Here is an 18,821-nt window from a genome sequence, read left to right as displayed (position 1 = left end):
CCGCCCCGGTCCTTCCCCAAGACCGGCCGGTCCCGGCCGTTGGTAACGTTCTACGACGTGGCACATTACTTCGAGGAGCGTCCGGAGACCGCGGGCCGTCCCGGCTCGGTCACGCTCGTGCTCCCCGACCTCCATCTGAGACTGGAGACCGACAGCGGGGTGTTCTCCGCCGAGCGCGTCGACCAGGGCACCCGGATCCTGCTGGAGAGCGTCCCCCCTCCGCCGCCGGGCGGCGACCTGCTCGACCTGGGCTGCGGCTACGGGCCGATCGCGCTGACGATGGCCTCGCGCGCCCCGGAGGCGACGGTCTGGGCGGTGGACGTCAACCGCAGGTCGATCGAGCTGTGCGCGAGAAACGCCAGGGCCGCCTCCCTTGACAAAGTAAGGTCGATGCATGTCGACGAGGTCCCGCCGGAGGTGCGGTTCTCCGCCATCTGGTCCAACCCGGCGATCCGCATCGGCAAGGCCGCGATGCACGAGATGCTGACCCGCTGGCTGTCGCGCCTCACCCCGGACGGCGTCGCCCACCTGGTGGTCCAGAAGCACCTGGGCTCCGACTCCCTGCAGCGCTGGCTGAACGAGCGGGGCTGGCCCGCCGAGCGCGTGGCCTCCCGCTCCTCGTACCGGATCCTCCGGGTGGAGGCGCGCCCGGAGGCGGAGCCGCGGTGAGCCCCCGCTCCCCCGCGAGCACGCCGGCGCGACGGGCACGGGCGGGCGAGCGCGGGCAGGCGGGCGCGGGCGGGCACGACCGGCGGCACGATGGCGGGCGAGAAGCGGATCACCGCGAAACACGCGGGACGAACGAGGAACGACGAGGAACGGTGAACGACCGATGACGGCGAACCCGCGCAGGCAGCTGCGCCCGACCGATGTCAAGCGCCTCAACCGCACCTGGCGGAGGAACACCGAGGGGCGGCTGGCCCTGATCCTGGAGTCGGTGACCGGTCCGTTCAACATCGGTTCCATCTTCCGCACGGCCGCCGCCTTCGGCGTGGAGCGGATCTGGCTGGCGGGCAACGCCACGCCGCCGACCAACCCCAAGGCGCAGAAGACCGCGCTGGGCACCGACCGGCTGGTGGCCTGGGAGGAGCCGGTCCCCGTCCTGGAGGCCGTACGGGCGGCCAAGGAGGACGGGTTCGCGGTGGTCGCGGTGGAGCTGACCGGGGACGCCGTGCCCCTGTCCGAGGTCAAGCTGGGCGGGGACGTGTGCCTGGTGGTGGGCAGCGAGGACCACGGGTGCTCCCCCGCGCTGCTGGAGGCCGCCGACGGCGTCTGCTACATCCCGCAGGTCGGCCGGGTCGGCTCGTTCAACGTCGCGGTGGCGGCGGCGATCGCGGTGGCCGAGGCCCGCCGCCAGGAGTGGTCGGGCAAGGTGCCGCCCGAGGAGTGAGGGCGCGCGGCCGTCGTGCCGGTCACGGCGACCTGTTCTCGTCCTTCCCCGGCCCGACGGCCGCGCGCCCGGCACGGTCACGCCCGTCGTGCTCGCCGCGCCCGGCACGGTCACGCCCGTCGTGCTCACCGTGGCCGTCGTGGTCCCGGTCGCCGTCGAGCGGGACCTTCTCGCCGCCGTACGCCCTGCTCATCATGGCGCGAAGCCTGCGGAGCGGGTGATGCTTCCCGTTGTGCGCCGGGACACCTTCCCCGTCGCCGTCCTCGGCCGTCCCCGCGAGGATCGGGACCGGCTCCTTGCCCCGCACCTGGGCCTCGATGGACTCCATGGGCGGGACGTGGACCTCGATGTACTCCCCCGTGGGCCGGCGCTTGATCACACCGGTCTCCACGCCGTGCCCGAGAGCCTCGGCGTCGCGGCGCTGCAGGCCCAGGCAGATCCGGTAGGTGACGTAGTACGCCACGGCCGGACCGAGGAAGACCAGGACCCTGCCGGTGTAGATGATCTCGTTTATCGAGAGGCGGGAGTTCGCGGCGATCACGTCGGTGGCGGCCATCAGCCACAGGACGCCGTAGAACGTGACCGCCGACATGCCGATCGCGGTGCGGTGCGGGTTGTTGCGGGGGCGGTCCACGAGGTTGTGCTCGCGGCGGTCCCCGGTGACCCACTGCTCGGCGAACGGGTACAGGACCAGGCCCAGCAGGATGATCCCCAGCGGGAGCAGCGCCGGGATGATCACACTCATCGGCAGCGTGAAGCCCAGGAAGTTGATCTCCCAGGAGGGCATCAGGCGCAGCGAGCCGTCCAGGAACGCCAGGTAGAAGTCGGGCTGGGAGCCCGCCGAGATGTCGGACGGCGTGTAGGGGCCGTACAGCCAGACGGGGTTGATCTGGGCGAAGGTGCCCAGCAGCGCGATGACGCCGAAGGTGAACATGAAGTAGGCGCCCGACTTGGCCATGAAGGAGGGGTAGGTCGGCGCGCCCACCACGTTGTCGTTGGTGCGGCCCTTGCCCGGCATCTGCGTGTGCTTCAGCACCCACGTCAGGATCAGGTGGGCGGTGATGAGCGCCAGCAGGATGCCCGGCAGGAGCAGGATGTGGATCGAGTAGAACCGCGGGATGATCTCGTCACCGGGATACTCGCCGCCGGTGAGAAAGAAGGTGAGCCAGGTGCCGACCAACGGCAGTGACTGCGCCACGCCTGCGGTGATCCGCAACCCGGCGCCGGAGAGGAGGTCGTCGGCCAGCGAGTAGCCGGTCAGGCCCTCGAACAGGGAGAGTGCCAGCAGGGCGACGCCGATCAGCCAGTTCAGCTCGCGCGGCTTGCGGTACGCCCCGTTGAAGAAGATCCGGAGCATGTGGATCATCATGCCGCCGATGAACAGCAGGGCGGCCCAGTGGTGCATCTGCCGCATCAGCAGGCCGCCGCGCACGTCGAAGCTGATCTCCAGTGTCGAGGCGTACGCCTCGGACATCGCGATGCCCTTGAGCGGCGAGTAGGAGCCGTTGTATACGACCTCCTCCATGACGGGCTTGAAGAAGAACGTCAGGAACGTGCCGGTCAGCAGCAGGATGACGAACGAGTAGAGGGCGATCTCCCCCAGCAGGAAGGTCCAGTGGTCGGGGAAGATCTTCCGCATGTTCCGCTTGAGGAATCCCGCCGTGCCGAGGCGGTCGTCGGCGAAACCGCTCACGCTCGCCAGGCGTCCGGACGTGCTTCCCTTGCTCATGCGCGGCCTCCGTTCTCACGGACCTCCGCCTCGGCGCCGCCGCGCCCCGGAAAAACCGGCGATCAGGCGAAACAGCGAGGTCGGCCGTGGATAACCAGGTATTTCCCATCATCCACGGCGATGGGCAGGCGAAGGCAAAGTCCTGCCCGGGGTCCGGCCGCGTCCCGTTCGGCGCCTTGTGATCCAAACGTTCACCCGCCCGCGATGACGCGTCCAGCTCGCAGGGGGCATACTCCTGCACGTGCAACGCCGTTATCCCTTCCTCGACCATCCCGGCCCCCTGCCCTTCGCCCACCGGGGTGGAGCCGCCGAGGGCAGGGAGAACACCTTCCCCGCCTTCGAGCGGGCCGTCGGACTCGGTTACACCTATCTGGAGACCGACGCGCACGCCACCGCCGACGGGGTGCTGCTGGCCTTCCACGACCACACCCTGGACCGGGTAACCGACCGCCGGGGCCGGATCGCCGAACTGCCGTACCGGCTGGTGCGCGAGGCGCGGATCGGCGGCGTCGACGAGATCCCGCTGATGGAGGACCTGCTGGGTTCGTGGCCCGAGGTGCGCTTCAACATCGACGTCAAGGAGTCGGCGGCCATCGCGCCGCTCGCCAGGGCGATCGGCAGGACCGCCTCCCACGACCGGATCTGCCTCACCTCCTTCTCCGAGGAGCGGCTCGCCAGGGCCCGCGCCGCGATCGGCCGCGAGGTGTGCTCCTCGCTGGGCCCGCGCGGCGTGGCGACCCTGCGCGCCGCCGCCACCACCTCCGGGTACGGCCGCCTGCTCGCCCGCCTGGCCCGCGCCGGGGTGCCGTGCGCGCAGGTGCCGGTGGGCTTCCGCGGCCTGCGGATCACCACGCCCGCCCTGATCCGCACGGCCCACGCGCTCGGCATGCAGATCCACGTGTGGACCGTCAACCACACCGGGGTGATGGAACGCCTGCTCGACCTCGGGGTGGACGGCCTGATGACCGACAACATCTCGGGGCTGCGCGACGTGCTGGAGGCCCGCGGCCAGTGGTATCCAGGTCGCCTCGCCGCGTAGGCCGCGCGGGCACGAGTCCCCCCGCCCGTTCCCCGCTCCTCCCTCGATTCCCCGATTTCCCCCCGCCCCCCCCGACAGACCGAGGACCGCTCATGACCTCCGAACAGGCCGTCGAGGACTCCCCCCAGTCCCGGCGCCGCGAGCAACGCGGCTGGTACTTCTACGACTGGGCGAACTCCGCCTTCCCGACCACCATCCTGACGGTCTTCCTCGGCCCGTACCTGACGACGATCGCGGAGACCGCCGCCCAGGGACGCCCGTACGTGGACGTGATCGGGTTCGACGTGCGGCCCAGCGCCTACTACTCCTTCGTGGTGGGCTTCGCGGCCGTCCTGCAGATCATCCTGATGCCCGTCGTGGGCGCGCTGGCCGACCACACCGGCCGCAAGAAGGAGCTTCTCGGCCTGTTCGCCTACCTCGGCGCCGGTGCGACCGTCTGCTTCTGGTTCGTCGCCGACGGGCGCTACCTGCTGGGCGGCGCGCTGTTCCTGGTGTCCAGCGTCGCCTTCGCCGCCGCGTTCGTGATCTACAACTCGTTCCTGCCGGAGATCGCCACGGCGGACGAGCGTGACAAGGTCTCCGCCAGGGGATGGGGTTTCGGCTACCTCGGCGGCGGCCTGCTGCTCGCCCTCCATCTAGTGCTCTTCCTCTACCACGAGTCCTTCGGCATCGCCGAGGGTGACGCCGTGCGCATCGCCCTGTCGTCCGCAGGCCTGTGGTGGGGCGGGTTCACGATCATCCCGCTGCTGCGGCTGCGCAACCGGCGGGCGCTCGCTCCCGGCGCCGAGACGGCCGCCCAGGCCGTGACGGGCAGCTTCCGCCAGCTGGGCCGCACGATCAGGGAGCTGCGGCGCTACCCGCTGACCCTGGGCTTCCTGGTCGCCTACCTGATCTACAACGACGGCGTGCAGACCGTCATCTCCTTCTCGGCCACCTACGCCGACAAGGAGCTCGGACTGGATCAGGACACGCGGATCCAGGCGATCCTGATGGTGCAGTTCGTGGCCTTCTTCGGCGCCCTGCTGCTCGGACGGCTCGCCGCCTCGTACGGGGCCAAGCGGGTGGTGATGGTCGCGCTGATCGCCTGGATCGCCGTGGTGGCCGTGGCCTACTTCCTGCCCAGGGGCGCGGACCTGCCCTTCTTCGCGCTGGCGTTCGCCATCGCGATCGTGATGGGCGGGACCCAGGCCCTGTCGCGGTCGCTGTTCTCCCACGTGATCCCGAAGGGCAAGGAGGCGGAGTACTACAGCCTGTACGAGATCAGCGACAAGGGCTCGACGTTCCTCGGCTCGTTCACCCTCGGCCTGGCGCTCCAGCTGACCGACAGCTATCGCCTGGGCATCATCTCTTTGGTGATCTTCTTCGTGCTCGGTTTCGTGCTGCTCGCCCTCATCGACCTGCCCAAGGCCATCAGGGCGGCCGGAAACCAGGTGCCGGAACGCATCTGAGAAACCCCGGAAAAGAGGGCCCTTCGCAGACCGGGTCAAGAACGTGCGATTGGATCACCCTGTCTGTGGGAATCCACACACGGTATCAAGCGTTGTACGCCGTGGGAGACGAACCCCTCACGACGGGGCCCTCAGGAGGCATTCAGACATGGGCGAGCGTGCGCTACGCGGCACCAGACTCGGGGCGACCAGCTACGAGAACGACCGCAACACCGATCTGGCCCCGCGCCAGGAGGTGTCCTACACCTGCCCGAAGGGTCATCGATTCGACGTTCCGCTTGCCGCTGAAGCCGAGATCCCGGCGACCTGGGAGTGCCGCATGTGCGGCGCGACCGCCCTCCGGGTGGACGGCGAGCTGCCGGAGGCAAAGAAGGCCAAGCCCCCACGGACGCACTGGGACATGCTGCTGGAGCGCCGCACGATCGAGGACCTGGAGGAGGTGCTCAACGAGCGCCTGGCGATTCTACGCGCCCAGCGCCGCAAGAGCGCCTGACCGATTCGGAGAGTTCGGAGAGTCGCGGACCCCCGGCCCCCACCAGGGCCGGGGGTCCGCGTTTCCCCGCTCCCGGAGGGCCGTCCCGGCCGTGGAAGGGCGTCCGGCTCCTCCCCCGGCGGCGGGCCCGAGGGGAGAAGGGCGTCCGGCTCCTCCCCGGCGGCGGGCCGGAGGGGAAGTGGCCCAATCGATTGGCGCGGAATTGGCTCTTAAGATCGGTCCGCTCTCCCCCTAGGGTCGCTCCCATGACCACTTCTACCAGCGAGGACACCGGCGGCACCGCATCGAAGGCCCGCGGGAAGGCCTCGGCGCTGCGGGCGCTGCACGTACCCGGCCGTCCGCTGGTGGTGCCCAACGTCTGGGACGCCGCGTCGGCCCGCGCCGTCGAGGCGGCGGGCTTCCCGGTGATCGCCACCGGCAGCGCCGCGATCGCCCCGGTGCTCGGGTACGACGACGGCGAGGAGACGCCCGTCGGGGAGATGCTGGCCGCGATCGCCAGGATCAGCCGCTCGGTCGGCCTGCCCGTCACCGCCGACATGGAGCGCGGCTACGGGCTGGAGCCCGCGGAGCTGGTCGAGCGGCTGGTCGCCGCGGGGGCGTCCGGCTGCAACCTGGAGGACTCCGACCCCCGCACCGGGGCGATGGCCGACGTCGACGAGCAGGCCGCCCTCCTCGGCGCCGTCAGGGCCGCCGCGACCGCCGCGGGCGTGGACCTGGTGATCAACGCCCGGGTCGACACCTACCTCCACGGTACGGGGAGCGCCGAGGAGAGGCTGACCGAATCGGTGCGGCGGGGCCGCCGCTACCTGGAGGCGGGCGCCGACTGCGTCTATCCGATCTTCGCGGCCGAGGCGGGGGCCGTCCGCGCACTGGTCGAGGGCATCGGCGGGCCGATCAACATCCTGTTCCGCCCCGGCACGCCGTCGCTCGGCGAGCTGGCGGACCTCGGGGTGGCCCGCGTGAGTTTCGGTCACGGCCTGCACGAGGCCGTACGGGCGTACGCGGCCCGGATGCTCGCGGCGATCCGGGACGGCGAGAGCCCCTACTCTCCGGGGTTGTCCGCGCCCTGACCCCGGCGCCCCGGGCCCCGCGTCCGGCACAGGCGGCACGGGCTTTGCGGCGCCCGGCTCAGAGGCGCAGTTTCCCCTGGGCGCCGCCCCGCCACTCCACCAGCAGGACGGTCGCGTCGTCCTGCAGCCTCCCGTCGTGATACTCCAGCACGCTGCGGACCAGGCGGCGCAGGGTCTCCGGTACGGGAAGGCCGTCGGCATTGCGGCGGATGATGAAGTCGACGAAGCGCTCCAGGCCGAACTCCTGCCCCAGCCGGTTACGGGCCTCGGTCATGCCGTCGGTGTAGAGGAGCACGCGGTCGCCGGGCTCCAGCTGCTCCCTGCACGGGGTCACGGCCAGCCCCAGGCCGAGACCCATCGGGTGAGCGGGCGGGCACTGCAGGGTGGCGACCCAGCGCCCCCTCCTGATCACCACCGGGGGGTGGTGCCCACGGTTGACCCAGGTGAACACGCCGGTACGCATGTCCAGGTCGGCCAGGATCCCCGTGGCGAAGCGGTTGCCCAGGCCGAACTCCTCGATCAGCACCTCCTCGATCCCCTCGCTGACCTCGATGAGGTCGGCGCCCTGGCGGCGGCGGTTGCGGCAGGCGGCCACCGCGAGGTTCGCGGTCAGCCCCGCGGACGCGTCATGGCCCATCGCGTCGAAGATGGCCAGGTGGACGGAATCGCCGGCCAGCGCGTAGTCGAAGGCGTCGCCACCGAGTTCGTAGGCCGGTTCGAGCGCGGCGCCGATCACCACCTTCTCGGTGGCGAAGGTGAGCGGCGGCAGCAGGTTCCACTGCATCTCGGCGGCGACGTTCATCGGCCGGGTCCGCACCAGCCGGGCGTAGGAGTCGCTCTGGGAGTGCTTGCTCACCAGCAGCAGCGCGATCATGGACGCGAGATGCCTCATGTCCTCCTGGGCCCGTTTCCCGTCCGTCCTCGGCCGGAGGCTGACGCGCAGTATCCCGAGGCGTTCGGTGCCGTCGAGCAGCGGCACCCACCAACGGCCCGGTTCGTCTTCCATGGGTGGCCTGGAAAGGACGCGCACCTCCTGGAAGGCCCGGCCGGCCAGCGTCCCGTCGATCCGCAGCTCGCCCTTCTCCCGCTCCGTCTCCTCACCGGCGCCAAGGCCGGTCAGCGGGCGCAGCACGTCCTGCTGCAGGTCGGCCAGGTAGATCAGCACGTCGTACAGCCCGGCGTGGGCGGCGTGCTCCTCGGCGATGGCCGGTAGATCCTCCATCGCGCTCATGTGGCTGGCCTCGGCCAGTCCCGCGAGCATTCTCGCGCGTCCTTCGTAGGGCCTCATCCTGCCGTTCCCGCGATTCCCGTCCGTTCGCGGTGCAGATGACATGGATCCGTCCACGACCACTCCTCGACACTCACGGCACCACCCGGGGCGGCCGGCGCGGGTGGCGCATCGGCGTCCATCCAGAACCTCTACCCCCGCCCGGGGGATTGACCCGGCCCCCCCGCCCTCCTCCGGGGAGCCGGTGGATCACCATTCGTCGGCGGGCAGGTCTACGCCGTCGACACGGTCGTAGATCACCACTCCGTCGGACAGCCTGACCACGCGCACCCTCCTGGCGAGCCCGGCCGTCTCCAGGTCGCGAGCCGAGTGCACCGCGTGCCGGGGGAAGTGGTAGCGGTCGCGGGTGCTCCCGTGCGGCTCGTCACGCTCGCAGACGACCTCGTAGCGGTCCTCCGGCCATACCGGGGGCGGCGGCGTCTTCCGTCCTTGACCGGTGAGCCTGATCATCGGCCCTCCTCCTCTCCTGGAATGTTCACTTCACGTGAGCGGAACAGTCACCGAGTGATCGTTTTAGACATTCTTAATCACCCCATTATGGCCATTCGGAACCACGGAACTGTATGGTGAGCACCCCTCGCAGTGATTGGTCGGTCAACCAATCGCGGTCCGGGCCACCCCACGACCGATCCCGCACGCCGTCAGACCCGACCTCCCTTTGGCACGTTCCAACACTCTCCCGTCCGCCAGGAGTCCGCCATGCCTGCCATCGACCATTTCGCCTACGGGTTCGTCACGCCGGCGGCCTCGTACATCATGTCGAGCATCGGCTGCCTGCTGGGGCTGCTGCTCGCCGCGCGGGCACGCGGGGCGGAGGACGGCTCGCGCGCGCTCTGGCTCGGCGGCGCGGCCCTGTCCATCGGCGGGACCGGCATCTGGGTGATGCACTTCATCGCGATGATGGGCTTCGACGTGCAGGGCGCGTCGATCCGCTACGACGTACCGCTGACCGTCGCGTCCGCGCTGCTCGCGGTCGTCGTCGTCGGCGCCGGCCTTTTCCTGGTCTCGCGCAGGGAGAACAGCACCGGCGCGCTCGTCGGCGGCGGGCTGCTCACCGGCCTGGGCGTGGCCGGGATGCACTACCTGGGCATGGCGGCCATGAACATGTCCTCGCCCGTGAGCTACGACCCCCTCCTGGTCGGGTTGTCGGTGCTCATCGCCGTGGTCGCGGCGACGGTGGCGCTCTGGTTCAGCCTGCGCGTACGCGGGGCGCTCGCCACCACCGGCGCCGCCCTGCTGATGGGGCTCGCAGTGAATGGAATGCACTACACCGGCATGTTCGCCGTCGGCGTCGGTGCGCACGACGACGCCGCGCCGGCGAGCGGGGCACAGGGGATGGACTTCATGCTGCCCCTGCTCGTCGGGATAAGCCTGCTCACCCTCGGACTGCTCCTGGCCATCTTCCTGTCCCCCTCCGAGCAGGAGCTGCGCGAGGACGCGGAGCTCCGGTCGCAGCTGCGGCGCGACCGCGCGGGCGACAACCGCCAGCCCGCCGGGCCGATGGAACCCCACGCGCGGCCGAACCGGCGGCGCGAGCCCTCCCTGTTCGACGACCACGGCCCCGGGCACTGACCGGGCACCCTTTGGACACCGGGCACCCTCTTGGACAGGGGCCCGGCTGGACAGGGGGCCCGGCGAAAACCCGTGGCGTCGGCGGCCTCCCCGGCGGCACACTGCCCGCGTGAGCGAAGCATCGGGCCGCACGGTGAGTGCCCTCGTGACGGCCGGCGACGAGTGGCTGGGAACGGTCGGGCCGTTCCCGGTGGCCGACCCCTGGTGGGCCGAGGTCGGATCGGTCGTGGCCCACCTGGAGGAGGTGCTCGGCACGCCCGTGGTGGTGCTGCGCCTGGTCGACGCCGAGGATCGGGGCCGCGGCCCCCGCGAGGGCCACACGACCTACCACGTCGAGGCCCTCGGCCGCCCCACGGCCGGTCCGGCCCCCTTCGGGCCCGGCGCCCCGGACGCGGCGGGGAGGCCGCCCGCGGACCTGACGGCCCCCGTGGCGCACCGGGCGGAGTGGGCGAAGGCCTCGGGGGTACGCGAGGCGCTGGGCTGGGCCCGGGCCGCGCTGCGCGAGGCGGGCAGGCCCGCCGAGGGGCCCGCGCGTCAGGTGAAGACGTGGAACCTGGCGGGGCTGTTCCGTATCCCCACGAGCTCGGGGCCGGTCTGGCTGAAGATCACTCCTGGTTTCGCCGCCGACGAGGCCCGCGCGATCGGGATGCTCGCGGCGGAGGACCCCGGCCTGGTGCCCGCCGTCGTGGCGGCCGACACCCCGAACCGGCGGGTGCTCCTGGAGCACGTGCCCGGCGGCGACTGTCACGGGGCACCTCGGGAGATCGTCGCCGAGGCGGTGAGCCGGCTGGCGAGGGCACAGGCGGCCCTCGCCGGGCGCGGGGGCGCCGGCCGGCCCGGCGGGCTGCCCGACCGCACCCCCTCGGCCCTGGCCGAGGGGGTGGGCGGGCTGCTCGACGGGGAGGCGGCCGGCGACCTGGACGCCGGGGAGCTGCGTCTGGCCCGCCGGCTGGCCGGCCGCCTGCCGTCGCTGGTCGCCGCGCTGGAGTCCTGCGGCCTGCCGTGCACGCTGGTGCACGGCGACTTCCATCCGGGCAACTGGGTGTCGGGGCCGCGCGGCACCGTCGTGCTGGACTTCGCCGACAGCCACTACGGCCACCCCGCCCTCGACGGGCTGCGACCCCGCGACTTCCTGTCCGCCGACCGCTGGGAGGCGGCTGCGGACGCCTGGTGCGAGACGTGGGCGGCGAGCGTCCCCGGCTGCGACCCGGCCCGCGCGCTGATCCTGGCGGAACCGCTGCAGCATCTCGCGTACGCCCTCCGCTACCAGGAGTTCCTCGACAACATCGAACCCAGCGAGCGGCGCTACCACGAGGGTGACCCGGCGCAGACCGTCCGCGCGGCCGTGGCCGCCGCCGAGGTGGCCGGCGTCCTCTGAGGGGATCTCCCCCGCGTCCACGGGCCTTTCCTCGCCCCTCTCCCGCATTCACGGGCCTTTCCTCGTCCACGGGACCGGGACCGGGACCGGGAGCGGGAGCGGGAGCGGCCGGTGGGCGGGCGGCCCGTCACTCACCCGCGCACAGCGCGGGAGCCTTCTTGTGCGGGTAGACGTGGTCCAGCTCGTGGCCGGGCGGCAGGACGCAGCGGCGCTCGCCGGGCTCGGTGTGCGGGCACCGGAGCGCGTCGACGCGGCGCGGCAGCGTCGCCGTCTCCTCGCTCCCGTCTTCGGCGGCGGCTTCGTCAGTCATGACACGTGTCCTTCTGTGACATCCGGACCGCGACGGCCGGACGGTGGGGGGCCGGGACGACGGTCCGCGCGGGGCGCGTCCGGGGAAGACACGGAACGGATCCCGCGAGGGCGCCTTCCCCGCGGGCGGGCGCACGTGCGGCGCAGCGACCCATCCTCGCGAGTTCTGGATGTCCAGAACAAGTCATCGACGCTGCTCCGTTTGATCGCTGTCAAAATTCGGCACCCGTGCGCCGAAGGCGCGGCGACCAGTCTTCCAGAGTTCCCCCCGGCCGCGCGAGGGGGAAAACCACGCGATCGTCGATCACCCACCCGCCGTTTCGGCCATATTCCTCGACCGTTTCGGTCACATCACCGCCTCCGGGAGGCAGGCGTCCGCGGTCCTCGCACAGGTCGCCGTGCCCTCGCCGGTCATCGCCCCAGAAAGCCATCAAGGTCCCCATAACATCGCGATAGGGATTCTTTGGGAGATCCCTCCGCGGGCCTCTCCCCCATACCTTGACATCACCCCTCACAAGGAGTGTTCATGTTACGTCGAGGTACCCTCCTGACCGGCGCCGCTACCGTGGCCCTGTACCTGGTCGCCACCGTGGCGCCCGCCGTCGCAGCATCCGCCCCCCCTGCCCAGCCTCCCGCAACGATGATCGAGGCCCTCCAGCGCGACCTCGGCCTCACCGCCGAGCAGGCCGTCCAGCGCCTGGCCAACGAGCACCGCGCGGCCGCCTCCGAGGCCGCCCTGACCCAGGAGCTCGGCGCCGAGTACGCCGGCGCCTGGCTCAACGGCGACGCCTCCCAGCTCTCCGTGGCGACCACCGACGCCGCCGACGCGGGCGCCATCAGGGCCAAGGGCGCGCAGCCCGTGATCGTCGGCCGTTCCCTCGCCAACCTCGAGGCCGTCAAGGCCAAGCTCGACGGGGCGTCGGCGGAGGCGAAGGCCGGCGCGTCCCTCTGGTACGTCGACGTCACGACCAACAGCGTCGTGATCCTCGCCGGCAGCCAGGCCGCGGGCGAGGCCCTCGCCGCCGCCGCCGGCGCCGACAAGGGCGTCGTGAAGGTGGTGCCCTCCACCGAGCAGCCCCAGGCCTTCATCAACATCATCGGCGGCAACGCCTACTACATCGGCAGCAGCCGCTGCAGCATCGGCTTCTCCGCGCGCCGGGGCAGCGCCCCCGGCTTCGTGACCGCCGGCCACTGCGGCAGGGCGGGAGCCACCACCAGCAGCCCCTCCGGCACTTTCTACGGCTCGTCGTTCCCCGGCAACGACTACGCCTGGGTCTCCACCCCCGGCCACACCATGACCCCCTACGTCCGCGGCTCCGGCGGCGCCAACGTCACCGTGCGCGGCTCCACCCAGGCCTCGGTCGGCGCCTCGATCTGCCGCTCCGGCTCCACCACCGGCTGGCGCTGCGGCGTCATCCAGCAGCACAACGCCAGCGTGAGGTACTCGCAGGGCACGGTGAGCGGCCTGACCCGCACCAGCGCGTGCGCCCAGCCCGGCGACTCCGGCGGCTCGTTCATCTCCGGCAGCCAGGCCCAGGGTGTCACCTCAGGCGGCTCCGGCAACTGCAGCATCGGCGGCACGACCTACCACCAGCCGGTCAACGAGATCCTCTCGGCGTACGGGCTGACACTCGTCACCGGCTGATCTCGCCTCCTCACCAGCTGCTCCCCGTGAGCAACCCCCCGATGGCCGAGGAGGCCGGCGAGAAATGTCAAGGATCATTCGCTTCGGCGTCGCCCTCATCCTGGGGCTGGCCTTCCTGGTGACGGTCACCCCCGCCCAGGCGGCGCCCGCCCACGCGGCGGACGCCCGCACCGCGACGGTTCGCGTGCTCAGATACGACGCGAGCAGGGCCGCGGAGTTCCGGTCCGTCGTCGACCAGGCGGCCCAGATCTGGAACTCCAGCGTCTCGAACGTACGACTGGTGGCCGGCAGCCCCGCGGACTTCGTGGTGCTCGCCGACAACGGCTGGCCCCGTGCGCAGCCCACCAGCCTGGGGCGCGGAACGGTGTGGATGGGACGGCAGGCGACCGCGCAGGGCCACAACCCGCTGCGCATCGCCGCCCACGAGATCGGCCACATCCTGGGCCTGCCCGACCGGCGTACCGGCCGGTGCACGGACCTGATGTCCGGCGCGAGCGCGGGCACGAGCTGCACCAACCCGAACCCGAACGCGGCGGAGAGGGCCGAGGTCCAGCGCAACTTCGCCGGATTCACCCCGGCGATCGACTTCGGTCAGATCTACGTCGACAGTCCCGAGCACGCGGCGTCCCCGTCCTAGACGGACGCCCGCGAGCACCTCGCCGGTCCGGCCGTCCCCTCGGCCGGGCCGGCGAACCCGTGTCCGGGGACCGGCGGGGGCCCGGCTCCCGGCGACCGGGAGATCCGCGGGAACGCCCCGCCCGCAGCGTGCGAAGCCCGCCTCAGAGGAGCTTCTCGAAGCAGAGGGAGCCGGGGAGCCGGTCGTAGGGAGGGAAGACGGGGATGGGGGTGTATCCCTCCCGCCCGTACATCCGCACCGCGTCCGGCTGGCGGGGACCGGTCTGCAGGACGACCCGGGGCGCGCCCAGCGCGCGGGCCGCGTCCTCGGCGGCGGCCAGCAGGGCCCGCGCCACGCGGGTGCCACGGTGGGACGGGGTCACGAACATCCGCTTGAGCTCCACGTCGTCACCGAGCCGGCGCAGCGCCACGTGGCCGACCGCGACGCCCTCCGCCGCGTAGGCGACCCCGGTGTAGGCGACGGTCTCCGGCTCGACGTTCATGCCGCTGGGCACGAGGCCGACGACGGCGAGCAGGTCGGCGTAGCGGGCGTCCATCTCCTCCGTCATGGCCCACCGGAGCGCCACGGCCGCCGCGTCGTCCCAGCCGACCGGCCTGACCTCGACCAGGCCGGTTCCCTGCGCGAACGCGGTCATGTGCGAAACCGCCCCCTCTTCCCGTTCTCGCGGCCGCGGACCGCCCCGGGCTCGCCGCGGCGCGTGTCGCGCCGTCACGCCCTCACGATTCCGAGTCACGCAAAATTTCGACCTAAAAGGTAGAAAAATAGGATTTTTCTGTCAACGTCCACGGCAGGATCTCACGGACACGGCGACGCCCGAGGGTCGGCCACCGGTCGCGGGGGAAGGATCCGGGCATGACCGGTTCCCGCATCAGCGTCTCGGTGGACGCGCACACCCCGCCGGAACGGGTGTTCGCCGTGCTCACCAACTGGCCGAGACACGACGAGTGGATGGTCCTGACCCGGGCGCGCGTCACCGCCGGGAACGGCCACAGCGTCGGGAGCCGGCTGGAGGCCTTCACCGGGCTGGGGCCGGCCGGGTTCCTCGACACCATGGAGATCACCGAGTGGGACCCGCCGAGGAGCGTGGGGGTCCGGCACACCGGATGGCCGGTGCGCGGCACCGGGGTCTTCCGCGTGCTGCCCCGCGAGGGCGGCGGCAGCACGATCGTCTGGGAGGAGGAGCTCGACGTGCCGTTCGGCGCGGCCGGGCGGCTCGGCTGGCAGGTGATCAAGCCGCTGAACGCGGCCCTGTTCCGGTTCTCGCTACGACGCCTGGCCGCGCTCAGCGATCGGTGAGACCCCGGCCGGAGTCTCCGGCGCCACCCGGCGCCCCCGCGCCACCCGGCTCGTCGCGGACGACCTCGCCGTGGACGACCGGCCCCGACCCCGGGGGCCTCCCCGCGTCGCGCAGCACGTCGAAGGGCGAGCCCGGGCCGCCGAACGGCGAGCCGAGCCCGGCGCCCGCCGCGTTCCTGGCGACGAGGGTGCGGACCCGGCGGGCGAAGAACCAGGACCCGAGCCTGCGGACCATCGGCCGGGTGAACGGCAGCAGGCACAGGAAACCGAGGATGTCGGTGAGGAACCCCGGGGTGAGCAGCAGCGTGCCGCCCACGAGGATCAGCCCGCCGTCGGCGAGCTCGCGGTCGGGCATCCGGCCGCTCTGCAGCGCGCCCTGGAGATTGCGCCAGGCCCGGCGGCCCTCGCGGCGCACGATCCAGGCGCCGAGCAGGCTGTCGGCGAGCAGGACGGCCACCGTCGGCCACCCGCCGATGACCTGACCGACCTGGATGAGCACCCATATCTCGAGGACCGGCACCACGAGGAAGGTCAGGAACAGCAGAATGCGCATTTTCGCCTCAACTCGTGCGACAGCCGTACGACATGAACAACGTCCAGGAGCGGCGGCGCGTTCCGCTTTCGCTCAGCGTGGACAGCGTCCTCAGCGGACTCTCAGGATCGCGCCCCCCGGGGGGTCCGGCGGCCTCGCGGGAGCGCCCCGGCCGCGGGACCGCGGAGCCGCGGCCGGGCCGTCCGGGCCCTCCGGGTGGACGCGAGACCCCGGAGCCGCGGAGCCGCGAGGTCAGCGACGGCGATCGCGGCGGCGGCGCAGGCGGGCGGGCAGGCCGGTGACGCCCCACACCGTGATCCGCCACAGGGCCTCGACCACGATGCCGCGGCTCATCTTGCTGGCCCCGACGGTGCGCTCCACGAAGGTGATGGGCACCTCCTTGACGCGCATCCCGCAGACGGCCGTACGCAGGGTCAGGTCCACCTGGAAGCAGTAGCCCCGCGACTCGACGTCGTCCAGGCTGATCCTCTCCAGGGCCGAGGCGCGGTAGGCGCGGAAGCCCGCGGTGGCGTCCCTGACCGGGAGGCCGAGCACGAGCCGGGTGTAGATGTTGGCGCCGCGCGACAGGAACTCCCGCGAGGCCGGCCAGTTGACGACCTTGCCGCCGGGCACCCAGCGGGACCCGATCGCCAGGTCGGCCCCCTTGGCCAGCGCGTTCAGCAGCTTGGGCAGTTCCTCCGGCTGGTGGGAGCCGTCGGCGTCTATCTCCACGAGGACGCCGAAGCCCTCCCCCAGGCCCCAGCGGAAGCCCGCGATGTAGGCGGCGCCCAGCCCCTGCTTGGCCGGCCGGTGCAGCACGTGGACGTGGTCGTCGTCGGCCGCCAGCTTGTCGGCGATCGCTCCCGTGCCGTCGGGGCTGTCGTCGTCCGCGATCAGGAGGTGGGCCTCGGGCACGGCCTCGCGCAGCCGCCGGGTGATCAGCGGCAGGTTCTCCCGCTCGTTGTACGTCGGGACGATGACGAGCACCCGACCAAGCATCCGCTCCATCACGCGTCTCCCACCTGCTGATCATCCTCCCGGTTCACGGAGTGCCCCACGCGGGGCCTCCTGCGCCGCCAGGCGGCGGCCACCGCACCCGCACCCACAAGTATCAGCGCCCATTCGGGCAGCGCGCCCACCCGGGTGGCGATGGTCTGCGCGGTCCTGACCGGAACGGTCAGCACGTTCATGGCCGGCACCAGCTCACCGGTCCGCCAGGCGATCGAACCGCTCGGGGTCACATACGCCGATATGCCGGTGATCGCGGAAGTGATCACCGCTCGATTGTGCTCCACGGCCCGCAGCTGGGACATGGCGAGCTGCTGGGGCGGCAGGTTGGTCAGGGCGTAGGTGGCGTTGTTGGTCTGCACCACCAGCGGCGTGGCACCCGTCCTGGCGGTGTCGCCCACGATGCCGTCGAAGGCCACCTCGTAGCAGTTGATCGCCCCGACGGTCACCGGGCCCAGCCTGAGATCGCCGTCGCGGGTGCCCGCCACCGACTGCCTGCCGACCAGGGAGGCCCGCTCGAACAGGGCCAGCATGAGACCCTTGAGCGGGGTGAACTCCCCGAAGGGGACCAGCTGCTGCTTGTCGTAGTAGGCGCCGGGACCGGTGACCGGGTCCCAGACGATGCTGCGGGTCGCCCGGTTGCTCTCGCCGATCCTGACCACGGCGCCGACCAGGACGGGCACCCCGACGTCCTTGACCGCCGCGTCGATCTCGTTCCGGGCGAACTCGTTGCTCAGCGGGTCGATGTCGGTGGAGTTCTCCGGGAGCACGACCAGGTCGGGGCGGGGTGTCCTGCCCTCCCTGACGTCCCGCGCCATCTGGTGGAGCATCCGGGTGTGGTTGCCGAGGACCACGGCGGGCTCGTCGCCCAGCGGGTGCATGCCCCGGCCGGGGACGTTGCCCTGGATGACCCCGACGGTCACGCTCCTGCCCTCGTCGCCGTACCGGGGAACGGCGAGGGCCCCGGCCGGCACGGCGAGCGCCCCGGCGAGCGGCAGCGCCAGCGGCAGGGCCAGCGCCCGTCCCCGGCGCGCGCCCCGGTCGGGGCGGGGGCCGGGAGAGGCGGGCGGGCCCGAGGACGCGATCGGGCGGGAGGACGCGATCGGGCGGAGGGCGGGCAACGAGCGCACCGCCGCCAGGGCGAGCAGGCCGCCGCACAGGGCCACCGCGAAGCTCACCAGCGGCGCCCCGCCCAGCGCGGCGTACGGGGTGAAGACCGACTCCCCCTGGCTGAAGGCCACCCGCGCCCAGGGGAATCCGCCGAAGGGGAACCGTCCCCGCGCCCACTCGGCCGCCACCCAGAGCGCGGCGCTCCACAACGGCCACAGGGGCAACCGGGCCACCAGGGCGGCCCCCGCCCCCCAGGCGGCGTAGAAGACGCTCTCCATCGCGACCAGGCCCAGCCAGGCGTCGACGCCGATCGGGCTCACCCAGTGCAGGCCGGGCAGCAGCAGGGCGGACCCGGCCAGGAGCCCGAGCCACGCGCCCCGGCGCGGACGGGTGCCGCGGACCGCCAGGACCGCCAGGGTCATGCCGGGCGGCGCGAGGAGCCACAGCCCGAGCGGCGGGAAGGCGAGGAACATCAGCAGGCCGCCGGCCACCGCGCCCGCGACGCGGGCGGGCAGCGCCAGGCGCGAGAGGGGGGACGGGTCCTCCGCGCCGGGCGGGCCGTCCGCGGCCCCGGCCGCCGAACGGCCCGCGAGACCGCCCGCCGGACCGCTCACCGGGCCGGCCACCGGAACCCGCGCGGGGCCGGCCTCCGAGCCGTCCGCGGGATCGCCCGGGGAGACGTTCACAGGATCGGCCGCCGAACCGTTCGCGGGATCGCCCGCCGAGGGCCTGTCCGGTACCGGGACGGCCGTCTTGTCCTGCACCACGGGCGGGGCTCCTTGCGATGTCGTGCGGTCGGGTGGCGCCTGGTCTTCCCAGCCGGTCTTCCTAGCCGGAACGCTACCGCCCGGCGGGCGCGCCCCCAAAAGCCCTGCAT

Annotated in this window: 19 protein-coding genes; 11 read left to right on the top strand and 8 right to left on the bottom strand. The window is 72.3% G+C overall.

Annotated features, from left to right (window positions below; all coding sequences use genetic code 11):
• The first annotated feature begins 57 nt into the window (after positions 1 to 57).
• Together ACTOQ2_RS09410 and ACTOQ2_RS09405 are read left to right on the top strand one after the other, a co-directional pair.
• Positions 58 to 669: a class I SAM-dependent methyltransferase gene (locus ACTOQ2_RS09410; RefSeq protein ID WP_362686291.1), complete on the top strand. Its 612-nt coding sequence runs from the start codon at positions 58 to 60 to the stop codon at positions 667 to 669.
• 163 nt (positions 670 to 832) lie between these two features.
• Positions 833 to 1,390, top strand: a complete 558-nt coding sequence (locus ACTOQ2_RS09405; RefSeq protein ID WP_440099268.1) for a TrmH family RNA methyltransferase — start codon at positions 833 to 835, stop codon at positions 1,388 to 1,390.
• Between the two features lie 22 nt (positions 1,391 to 1,412).
• On the opposite strand, the gene qcrB is transcribed toward ACTOQ2_RS09405, so the two are convergent.
• Positions 1,413 to 3,119, bottom strand: a complete 1,707-nt coding sequence (gene qcrB, locus ACTOQ2_RS09400; RefSeq protein WP_440099267.1) for a cytochrome bc1 complex cytochrome b subunit — start codon at positions 3,117 to 3,119, stop codon at positions 1,413 to 1,415.
• Between the two features lie 241 nt (positions 3,120 to 3,360).
• Here qcrB and ACTOQ2_RS09395 point away from each other — a divergent pair, with 241 nt between their 5' ends.
• The 4 genes from ACTOQ2_RS09395 (at position 3,361) to ACTOQ2_RS09380 (ending at position 7,169) form a co-directional block, all read left to right on the top strand.
• The gene (locus ACTOQ2_RS09395; RefSeq protein ID WP_440099266.1) at positions 3,361 to 4,158 is read left to right on the top strand and encodes a glycerophosphodiester phosphodiesterase; all 798 of its coding nucleotides are present in this window, start codon (positions 3,361 to 3,363) and stop codon (positions 4,156 to 4,158) included.
• Positions 4,159 to 4,250: 92 nt separating this feature from the next.
• Positions 4,251 to 5,606 carry an MFS transporter gene (locus tag ACTOQ2_RS09390; RefSeq protein WP_440099265.1) on the top strand — a complete coding sequence of 452 codons (1,356 nt, stop codon included), beginning with the start codon at positions 4,251 to 4,253 and terminating at the stop codon, positions 5,604 to 5,606.
• 148 nt (positions 5,607 to 5,754) lie between these two features.
• A complete protein-coding gene (locus ACTOQ2_RS09385) occupies positions 5,755 to 6,099 on the top strand; it encodes an RNA polymerase-binding protein RbpA (RefSeq protein WP_089205581.1) in 345 nt (114 codons plus the stop codon).
• A gap of 245 nt (positions 6,100 to 6,344) precedes the next feature.
• The gene (locus tag ACTOQ2_RS09380; protein WP_440099264.1) at positions 6,345 to 7,169 is read left to right on the top strand and encodes an isocitrate lyase/PEP mutase family protein; all 825 of its coding nucleotides are present in this window, start codon (positions 6,345 to 6,347) and stop codon (positions 7,167 to 7,169) included.
• Positions 7,170 to 7,227: 58 nt separating this feature from the next.
• Here the strand turns inward: ACTOQ2_RS09380 and ACTOQ2_RS09375 are convergent, their stop codons facing one another.
• The gene (locus ACTOQ2_RS09375; RefSeq protein ID WP_440099263.1) at positions 7,228 to 8,430 is read right to left on the bottom strand and encodes a PP2C family protein-serine/threonine phosphatase; all 1,203 of its coding nucleotides are present in this window, start codon (positions 8,428 to 8,430) and stop codon (positions 7,228 to 7,230) included.
• Positions 8,431 to 8,646: 216 nt separating this feature from the next.
• On the bottom strand, positions 8,647 to 8,907 hold the full coding sequence (locus tag ACTOQ2_RS09370) for a hypothetical protein (RefSeq protein WP_440066237.1): 261 nt from the start codon (positions 8,905 to 8,907) through the stop codon (positions 8,647 to 8,649).
• A gap of 249 nt (positions 8,908 to 9,156) precedes the next feature.
• Here ACTOQ2_RS09370 and ACTOQ2_RS09365 point away from each other — a divergent pair, with 249 nt between their 5' ends.
• Both ACTOQ2_RS09365 and ACTOQ2_RS09360 read left to right on the top strand, forming a co-directional pair.
• Positions 9,157 to 10,029, top strand: coding sequence for an MHYT domain-containing protein (locus ACTOQ2_RS09365; RefSeq protein ID WP_440099262.1), 873 nt, complete (start codon positions 9,157 to 9,159; stop codon positions 10,027 to 10,029).
• A 109-nt stretch (positions 10,030 to 10,138) separates the two neighbouring features.
• A complete protein-coding gene (locus tag ACTOQ2_RS09360; RefSeq protein ID WP_440099261.1) occupies positions 10,139 to 11,407 on the top strand; it encodes a phosphotransferase in 1,269 nt (422 codons plus the stop codon).
• 127 nt (positions 11,408 to 11,534) lie between these two features.
• Here ACTOQ2_RS09360 and ACTOQ2_RS09355 read toward each other — a convergent pair whose 3' ends face one another.
• On the bottom strand, positions 11,535 to 11,717 hold the full coding sequence (locus tag ACTOQ2_RS09355) for a hypothetical protein (RefSeq protein WP_440066234.1): 183 nt from the start codon (positions 11,715 to 11,717) through the stop codon (positions 11,535 to 11,537).
• A gap of 525 nt (positions 11,718 to 12,242) precedes the next feature.
• Between ACTOQ2_RS09355 and ACTOQ2_RS09350 the strand changes: the two genes are divergently transcribed.
• Positions 12,243 to 13,361, top strand: a complete 1,119-nt coding sequence (locus ACTOQ2_RS09350) for a S1 family peptidase (RefSeq protein WP_440099260.1) — start codon at positions 12,243 to 12,245, stop codon at positions 13,359 to 13,361.
• 64 nt (positions 13,362 to 13,425) lie between these two features.
• Positions 13,426 to 13,998 carry a snapalysin family zinc-dependent metalloprotease gene (locus ACTOQ2_RS09345; RefSeq protein WP_440099259.1) on the top strand — a complete coding sequence of 191 codons (573 nt, stop codon included), beginning with the start codon at positions 13,426 to 13,428 and terminating at the stop codon, positions 13,996 to 13,998.
• 142 nt (positions 13,999 to 14,140) lie between these two features.
• On the opposite strand, the gene ACTOQ2_RS09340 is transcribed toward ACTOQ2_RS09345, so the two are convergent.
• Positions 14,141 to 14,632, bottom strand: a complete 492-nt coding sequence (locus ACTOQ2_RS09340; RefSeq protein WP_440099258.1) for a GNAT family N-acetyltransferase — start codon at positions 14,630 to 14,632, stop codon at positions 14,141 to 14,143.
• A gap of 218 nt (positions 14,633 to 14,850) precedes the next feature.
• On the opposite strand from ACTOQ2_RS09340, the gene ACTOQ2_RS09335 reads away from it, so the two are divergent.
• Positions 14,851 to 15,294, top strand: a complete 444-nt coding sequence (locus ACTOQ2_RS09335) for an SRPBCC family protein (protein WP_440099257.1) — start codon at positions 14,851 to 14,853, stop codon at positions 15,292 to 15,294.
• Here the strand turns inward: ACTOQ2_RS09335 and ACTOQ2_RS09330 are convergent.
• From ACTOQ2_RS09330 to lnt, 3 genes are all read right to left on the bottom strand, one after another.
• On the bottom strand, positions 15,281 to 15,847 hold the full coding sequence (locus ACTOQ2_RS09330; protein WP_440099256.1) for an FxsA family protein: 567 nt from the start codon (positions 15,845 to 15,847) through the stop codon (positions 15,281 to 15,283). The genes ACTOQ2_RS09335 and ACTOQ2_RS09330 overlap by 14 nt on opposite strands.
• A gap of 231 nt (positions 15,848 to 16,078) precedes the next feature.
• On the bottom strand, positions 16,079 to 16,834 hold the full coding sequence (locus ACTOQ2_RS09325) for a polyprenol monophosphomannose synthase (protein WP_440099255.1): 756 nt from the start codon (positions 16,832 to 16,834) through the stop codon (positions 16,079 to 16,081).
• Complete coding sequence (gene lnt / locus ACTOQ2_RS09320) at positions 16,834 to 18,711, bottom strand: apolipoprotein N-acyltransferase (protein WP_440099254.1); 1,878 nt, start codon at positions 18,709 to 18,711, stop codon at positions 16,834 to 16,836. The genes ACTOQ2_RS09325 and lnt overlap by 1 nt, the downstream gene beginning before the upstream one ends.
• Between the last annotated feature and the right edge of the window lie 110 nt (positions 18,712 to 18,821).

Source organism: Streptosporangium sp. H16, assembly GCF_051918855.1.
Taxonomy (GTDB): domain Bacteria; phylum Actinomycetota; class Actinomycetes; order Streptosporangiales; family Streptosporangiaceae; genus Streptosporangium.
Note: the sequence above shows the minus strand (reverse complement) of the source record. Positions and strands in the feature narration are given on the sequence as shown.